This is a genomic window from Solidesulfovibrio sp. C21 (assembly GCF_047785625.1).
Taxonomy (GTDB): Bacteria; Desulfobacterota; Desulfovibrionia; order Desulfovibrionales; family Desulfovibrionaceae; genus Solidesulfovibrio.
In genome coordinates, this window is the sequence record NZ_JBLODY010000123.1 from 1 (window position 1) to 7254 (window position 7254).

The window sequence follows — 7254 nt, forward strand, 5'->3', positions numbered from 1 at the left end:
ATCGTTAGAGCCTCTGTAACCGTGGAAAGTTTTTGGGAGGGGAGAGCGCGAGAGGGGGACCCTTTTTTCAAAAAGGGTCCCCCTCTCGCACTTCTTCTCTCTCCTAACCGCTCTTGCGCAACACCGCACCGTAAAAGGTCTCGCCGAGGCTGGGCGAGGGGGTGGCGGGGATTTCGGCTTCGAGGGTCAGGTCGTGGTGGCGCGCGCCGAGGCGGTCGATATTGCCCTCGTTTTCGGCCGGGTGGGCGGTGCAGGTGACGTAGACGATGCGCCCGCCCGGGGCCAGGGCGGCGTAGGCCCCTTCCAGCATGGCCCGTTGCAGCCGGGTGAGCCCGGCCACGTCCTCGGGCCGGCGACGCCATTTGGCGTCCGGGCGTCTGGCCAGCACTCCCAGTCCCGAACACGGCGCGTCGAGGAGGATGGTGCCGACGCGGCCCGGCGCGAGGGGCAGCCGCGTGGCCGAGCCCCGCAGCACGCCCACCGGCGCAAGGCCCAACCGCGCCGCTTCCCGGCCAAGGCCGGACAACCGGCCGGCGTGCATGTCCCCGGCGATGACCTTTTTGCCCGCCTCGGCCAGCAGCAGCGTCTTGCCGCCCCGGCCGGCGCAGGCGTCGAAGATCGGCTCGGGCCAGTCGTCGAGGCGCAAATCGTAGAGGATGCGCTGGGCCGCGGCCGATTGCCGCGACAGCCGGCCGGCGGCCAGGGCGGCCGGCAAATCGATCCCCGCCGCCTCGGGCAGGTCCGTTCCGGCCGGCAGGGCCAGGGTGGGGAAATCGGCGGCCAGCACCCCGGGCGCGGCGGCCAGGGCGTCGAAGAACTCCCGCGCCCCGTCGCGCGACCGGTTGATCCGAAGCCCGAGCGGCGCGGACGTAAGCTGGGCGGCCAGATAGGCCCGGGTGTCCTCCGGACCGAAGTCGCGCAGCCACATGTCCACGATCCATTCCGGGCAGGAATAAAAACGGCTTAGGTATTGCGCTTCCGGACAGCGGTCCCGGCAGTAGAAATCCGCGTCGTCAAAGACGGCGGGATCGGCGGCAATGCGCCGCAGCACCGCGTTGGCCATGCCGGAGAGCCCCTTGCCCGCCTGGACCCGCACGGCCGAAACCGCCCAGTCCACCGTGGCGTAGGCCGGGACCTTGGAGCAGAAAAGAATTTCGTAGGCAGCCAGTTCGAGAATGCGGCGCACGGCCGCGGGCACGGCGTCGGGCTGCTTCAGGAACCGGACGCAGATGAAAGCCAGCCGGCCGCGCAGGCGCAGATAGCCGTAGACGAGTTCGGTGGCCAGACCCCGGTCCCGGGGATCGAGCCCGTGGGCGTTGAGTAGGGCGACATCCAGGGCGGCCTGGACGTCCTGGCCGGCACCGGGCCCCTTGCGCCGGGATGCCTGGGGCAGCACCCTGGCCAGAACGGCCAGGGCCAGCTTGCGGGCCGGCGGCGGGGCGGGGGTGGCGATCGGGCTCAATGCGAGCCGCCCATGGCGGAGATGGGCGCGCCAAGGGGCGCCCGTCCGGTGAAACGGTCGAAGACGGGACTTTTCGCCTCGCCGTTGACGAGAAAAAAGCGCAAGGCCGATTCCAAATGCGGCAGGGGCACCTGGGTATCCAGGCAGGGGCCGTTGGGGCGCTCGTTGAGCACGCCGTAGACCGGGATGGGATAGGTGTCCTGGATGCCGCTGCTGAGATCGCGCTCGCAGGCCACGGCCAGGATCAGGCGCGGCCGTGTCTGGACCACGATGCGCCGGGCGATGGTGCCGCCGGTGGCGATGGCGATATGCACGCCGTAGGCCTCGGACAAGGTGAGCAGCCCGTCCACCGGGCACTGGCCGCAGCGCTTGCAGTTGTTGATGTCGTAGGTCAGCCGGCGCAGGCAGCGGCTGGACTGGAGGCAGTGGGGCAGCAGCACGAGGACTTCCGACGGATCGTAGCGCTTGTGCTCGGCGGCCACCAGTTCGTTGTTGACCTTGATGAAGGAACTGCGCACCCGGCTTTTGGAAATGTGGAGCAGCCGGGCGAAAATGGTCATCAGCGGCAGAAATACCTTGGCCATGACCCCGCGCAGATGATCCGAGCCGAGAAACGACCGGCCGAGCGCGACGCTGAGGGCGAGCCCCACCGTGGCCCACAGCACGACCAGGATGGCGGCGGCGAAAACCACGCCGAGCACCAACGGGGCCAGGGGATGGATATTGGCCAGCCCCACGTAGGGCACGATCCAGACCACGGCCAAAAGCAGGCACACGGCCAAGCCCGTGCCGCAAAGCAGTCCGATGAAAAGCCGCTTTCTCGACGGTTCGTTTCGTTCCACCAACGCTCCGTTGCCCCGTCAGGACGCTTCTGGCGGACCGCACACGGCCATGGCGTCGTCTTCGCACTTGCCAAGGTAGCCGCAGGAAAACGCCTGGGCATCCATGGGCCGCTTCCCGGCCGGGACCACCGTGGGGATGAGGTAGACGGCGTCGGCGCAGGCCACGCCCAACTGGCAGTCCATGACGCCCAGGATGTCGCCGGGCCTGGCCCCGGGCGGCAGCGGACAGCCCACCTTGCCCGGGTGGGCGATGATGCGCAGGGCCGGTTTGTCCGCGGCGGGACGCCAGAAGAAAAACGCGCCCGGATGCGGCGTCATGGCCCGGATCAGATCGTGGACCTCGGAGGCCGGCCGCGACCAGTCGATAAACGCCTCGGCCTTGTCGATTTTCTTGGCATAGGTGACCTTGGCCGGGTCCTGCTCGACCATGGGCACCCCGCCGACGCGCAGCCGCTTGAGGCAATGGAGAAGCACCCGGCCGCCGAGGTCGGCCAGTTCGACCCGAAGCTCCCCGGCGGTGTCGCCCGCGCCGATGGCCAGGGCCCGCTGCATGATCATGGGGCCGGCGTCGAGGGCCGCCACCATGCGCATGATGGTCACGCCCGTAAGCCGATCACCGGCGGCGATGGCCCGCTCGATGGGGGCCGCGCCGCGCCAGGCCGGCAGCAGCGAGGCATGGACGTTTATGGGCATGACCCGGGGGATGTCGAGCACGGCCTGGGGCAGGATCATGCCGTAGGCCGCGACAATCAAAAGGTCCGGCTTGTAGGCGGCCAGCCCGTCCACTTCCGCCGGGTCCTTGAAGGACAAAGGCTGGTGGATGGGCAGTCCGCTTTCCAGGGCCAGTTCCTTGACCGGGCCGATATGGCACTTCTTGCCCCGGCCGCAGGGACGGTCGGGCTGGGTGTAGACCGCGGCCACGCGTACGTCCTCGCTTGCCAGCACATGCCGCAAGACCGTGGCCGCGAACTGCGGCGTGCCCATGAAAACGGCTACGAGTCGTTCTGGTCCGTCTGCTGCTGGTGATGCTGCTTGGCCCATCGTTTCACCCGTTTGTCATACATGGCACGCTTGAGGCGGCTTAAGTGGTCGATGAAAAGCACGCCGTCGAGATGATCGATCTCGTGCTGGAGACATACGGCCAAAAGGCCGTCGGCCTCAAGGCAAAAAGGCTTTCCGTCGAGATCGGTGGCGCAAACGGTCACCGTGGCCGCCCGTTTGACGTTGGCGCGATAGTCGCGCACCGACAGGCAACCTTCCTCGTCCTCCTGCTCGCCCTCGGCCTTGGTGATGACCGGGTTGACCAGATTGATGCGCTCTTCGCGCTTGTCCGGTCCGGACAGGTCGATGACCACCAGCCGGAGGGAGCGCCCGACCTGGGGCGCGGCCAGCCCGACGCCCTGGTTGGCGTACATGGTCTCGGCCATGTCGTCCGCCAGCTGGCGTATCTCGGGCGTCGTCTCCGGGACCGGCTCCGACTTTTTCGCCAGAACCGGATGCGGGTATTTGAGTATCTCCAAAAGCATGATCTTAGGATTTATCCTTGTCCTTGTCCCGCGACCGCAGCTTGATGCCAAGCTCGCGCAGTTGTCCCGCCGACACTTCGGCCGGCGCATCGGTCAGCAGGCACAGAGCCTTCTGGGTCTTGGGGAAGGCGATGACGTCGCGGATGGATTTGGCGCCGGCAAGAATCATGATAAGGCGGTCGAGGCCAAAGGCAATGCCGCCGTGGGGCGGCGCGCCGAACTCCAGGGCCTTGAGCAGAAAGCCGAATTTGTCCTCGGCCTCCTGGTCCTCGATGCCGAGCGCCGCGAACATGGCCTTCTGGGTGGCCCGGTCGTGGATACGGATGGAGCCGCCGCCGATCTCGTTGCCGTTGAGCACCAAGTCGTAGGCCCGGGAAAGGGCCTCGCCCGGGGCGGCGGCCAGCTTTTCCAGGTGGCCGGGCTGGGGCGCGGTGAAGGGGTGGTGCTTGGCGGCGAAGCGTTTGGCTTCGGGATCGTATTCCAAAAGCGGGAAATCCGTCACCCAGACCGGGGCGAACGAGCCTTCCGGAATGAGCGAAAAGCGCTCGCCCAGCTGCAGGCGCAGATACCCGAGGGCCGTATTGACCATTTCCGCCGCGCCGGCCTGGAAGAAGACGATGTCCCCGACTTCGAGGCCGAAGGCCTCGGTCAGCCCGGCCCGCTCCTCGTCGGAGAGGAACTTGGCAAAGGGCGACTGCCATTCCCCTTCCTTGATCTTGATCCAGGCCAGCCCCTTGGCCCCGTAAATCTTCACGAACTCGGTCAGGTCGTCGATCTCCTTGCGGGAGAGCGCCGCGCCGCCGGGAACGCGGATGCCCTTGACCAGCTCGGCCTTGGCAAAGACCTGGAACTGGCTACCGCGCACCACGGGGGTCACGTCCACGAGCTTGAGGCCGAAGCGCACGTCGGGCTTGTCCAGGCCGTAGTCGCGGATGGCCTCGGCAAAGGTCATGCGCGGAAACACGTCGGGCAGGGCGACGTTTATGGCTTCCTTGAACATGGTGCGCACCATGTTCTCGGCCATGCCCATGATCTGCTCCTCGTCGACAAAGCTCATCTCGATGTCCACCTGGGTGAACTCGGGCTGGCGGTCGGCGCGCAAATCCTCGTCGCGGAAGCATTTGACCACCTGGTAATAGCGGTCGAAGCCCGACATCATGAGCAGCTGCTTGAAAAGCTGGGGCGACTGGGGCAGGGCGTAAAACGAGCCGTTGTTGACCCGGCTCGGCACCAGGAAGTCGCGCGCGCCCTCGGGCGTGGACTTGGTCAAGACGGGCGTCTCGACCTCCAGGAAGCCCAGGCCGTCCAGGTAGCGGCGGATACTTTGCACGGCATGGTGGCGCAGGATCAGATTGCCGGCCAGCTTGGGCCGGCGCAGGTCCAGGTAGCGGTACTTGAGGCGCAACAGCTCCGAGGCGTCGATGCGGTCCTCGATGGGAAAGGGCGGGGTGGCGGCGGTATTTAAGAGCTTGAACGCCGTGACCTCCACCTCGATTGCGCCGGTGGGCATGCCGGGATTGGCCATGCCCTCGGGGCGCGGGCGCACCCGGCCCTTGACGGCCAGCACGAATTCGGTGCGCAGCACATGGGCGCGCTCCAGGGCCTCGGCGCTGCCCTCGGGGCAAAAAACGACCTGGGTCAGTCCTTCCCGGTCGCGCAGGTCGATGAAAATCAGGCCGCCGTGGTCGCGACGGAACTGGGCCCAGCCCATCAGGCAGACTTCGCTGCCGACATCGGACGCCCGCAGCGCCCCGCAATCGTGGCTGCGCCGCCAGTCGTCCAGCCTGTCGAGGACAAGCGTCTCGCTCATGGAGTCATCCTTTTTTCAAGGATGTGGGGAAAAACTTTTTGGAAAAAGTTTTTCCCCACGCCCCTTTTCAAAAACTTTTATCGGTAATCCGTCAAACCGCGAAAACATGTCCCCATTACGGGGAAAAAAGGTCCGGGCCTTGGCTACTCGTCCTTGGCCTCTTCGAGGCGGGCGCGCAGGTAGGCGACGAGCATGTCCTGGCTGACGGTTTCCTGCCCGCCGGCGGTCATGTTCTTCACCACCACGGTGCCGGCGGCCAGCTCGTCCGTGCCGAGCACCAGGCAGAACCGCGCCCCGGATTTGTCCGCGGCGCGCATCTGGCTTTTGACGCTGCGCGGGGCATAGGGCGCCTCGCCGGAAAAACCGGCCCGGCGCAGGTCCTGGGCCAGAAGCAGCCCCTGGTCGAGCCCCGAGGCGTCGAGAACGGCCAGGTAGAAATCCGGGGCCGGCTCGTTCACCTTGTCGATCAAAAGCGCCAGCCGCTCCATGCCGCAGGCGAAACCCACCCCCGGCACATCCGGCCCGCCGATGGCGGAAACCAGCCCGTCATAACGGCCGCCGCCGGCCACGGACGACTGGGAGCCGATGTCGCCGGAGACGATCTCAAAGGTGGTGCGCACGTAATAGTCGAGGCCGCGCACCAGTCGGGGATTGAGCGTGTAGCGCAGGCCGGCGGCGTCGAGCATGGCCGTGACCGTGGCGAAATGCGCGGCGCACTCCGGACACAGGTGGTCGGTGATCTTCGGCGCGTCGGCGGTGAATTCCTTGCACTGGGGCACCTTGCAGTCAAGGACGCGCAGGGGATTGGTCAGCTTGCGGCGCATGCAGTCCTCGCAGAGCTGCTCCTTGTGCATGCCCCTAAGGAACTCGCGCAGCACGTCGAGATAGGCCGGCCGACACTGGCGGCAGCCCAGGGAATTGAGCTCCACGGTGAGGTCGGCCAGGCCCAGGGCGCGCAGATAGTGGTCGAGCATGAGCAGGACCTCGGCGTCGAGGAGCGGCTCCGGGGAGCCGACGGCCTCCACGTCGATCTGGTGGAACTGGCGCATGCGGCCCTTCTGCGGCCGCTCGTAGCGAAACATGGGGCCGTAGGCGAAATATTTGACCAGCCCGTCATTGGCGCGGCCATCCTCGACCAGCGCCCGCATGACGCCGGCCGTGGCCTCGGGGCGCATGGTAAGCGAGCGGCCCTTGCGGTCCGGAAAGGTATACATCTCCTTTTGCACGACGTCGGTTTCCTCGCCGATGCCCCGGGCAAAAAGTTCGGTGCGCTCCAGGACCGGCACGCGCAGTTCCTTGTAGCCGTAGCGGGCAAAAACGGCCCGCGCGGTTTCCTCGATAAAGGCGAAAACCGTGGAATCGGGCGGGAAGAGATCGGCAAAGCCTTTTATTTTCTGTATCTTTTCCATGGGGAACAGGTCCGGGATGGGCGCGGAAGCGCGTCGTTAAAAAGAGGAGTGAAATTAGACGAGTCGGGAAGGGATGTCAAAAGCTGGGAGGGAAAGGCGATGCGAGAGGGGGACCCTTTTTGAAAAAAGGGTCCCCCTCTCGCGCTCTCCCCTCCCAAAAACTTTTCACGGTTACAGGAGTAGCAACGTCAACATACTGTAACCG

6 protein-coding genes are annotated in these 7254 nt (G+C 66.3%); all 6 read right to left on the reverse strand.

Annotation, left to right across the window (positions count from 1 at the left end):
• Window positions 1-103: 103 nt before the first annotated feature.
• Entirely contained in the window at window positions 104-1462 is a 1359-nt protein-coding gene (locus ACMZ6R_RS19640; protein WP_416114646.1) for a transcription antitermination factor NusB, read from the reverse strand.
• Window positions 1459-2304, reverse strand: a complete 846-nt coding sequence (locus ACMZ6R_RS19645) for a DUF116 domain-containing protein (protein ID WP_416114647.1) — start codon at window positions 2302-2304, stop codon at window positions 1459-1461. Before ACMZ6R_RS19645 ends, ACMZ6R_RS19640 begins: the two co-directional genes overlap by 4 nt.
• A gap of 18 nt (window positions 2305-2322) precedes the next feature.
• Window positions 2323-3288 (reverse strand): methionyl-tRNA formyltransferase, encoded by a 966-nt coding sequence (fmt, locus tag ACMZ6R_RS19650; RefSeq protein ID WP_416114648.1) that lies wholly within the window; start codon window positions 3286-3288, stop codon window positions 2323-2325.
• Window positions 3289-3296: 8 nt separating this feature from the next.
• Entirely contained in the window at window positions 3297-3830 is a 534-nt protein-coding gene (gene def / locus ACMZ6R_RS19655) for a peptide deformylase (protein WP_416114649.1), read from the reverse strand.
• A 4-nt stretch (window positions 3831-3834) separates the two neighbouring features.
• Complete coding sequence (gene aspS / locus ACMZ6R_RS19660; RefSeq protein WP_416114650.1) at window positions 3835-5640, reverse strand: aspartate--tRNA ligase; 1806 nt, start codon at window positions 5638-5640, stop codon at window positions 3835-3837.
• Window positions 5641-5783: 143 nt separating this feature from the next.
• On the reverse strand, window positions 5784-7049 hold the full coding sequence (gene hisS, locus ACMZ6R_RS19665) for a histidine--tRNA ligase (protein WP_416114651.1): 1266 nt from the start codon (window positions 7047-7049) through the stop codon (window positions 5784-5786).
• Between the last annotated feature and the right edge of the window lie 205 nt (window positions 7050-7254).

What these genes read in the sequence shown, in the direction of transcription:
- fmt (WP_416114648.1), bottom strand. Translation starts at nt 3,288, where the DNA reads ATGGGCACGCCGCAGTTCGCGGCCACGGTCTTGCGGCATGTGCTGGCA.
- def (WP_416114649.1), bottom strand. Translation starts at nt 3,830, where the DNA reads ATGCTTTTGGAGATACTCAAATACCCGCATCCGGTTCTGGCGAAAAAG.
- aspS (WP_416114650.1), bottom strand. Translation starts at nt 5,640, where the DNA reads ATGAGCGAGACGCTTGTCCTCGACAGGCTGGACGACTGGCGGCGCAGC.
- hisS (WP_416114651.1), bottom strand. Translation starts at nt 7,049, where the DNA reads ATGGAAAAGATACAGAAAATAAAAGGCTTTGCCGATCTCTTCCCGCCC.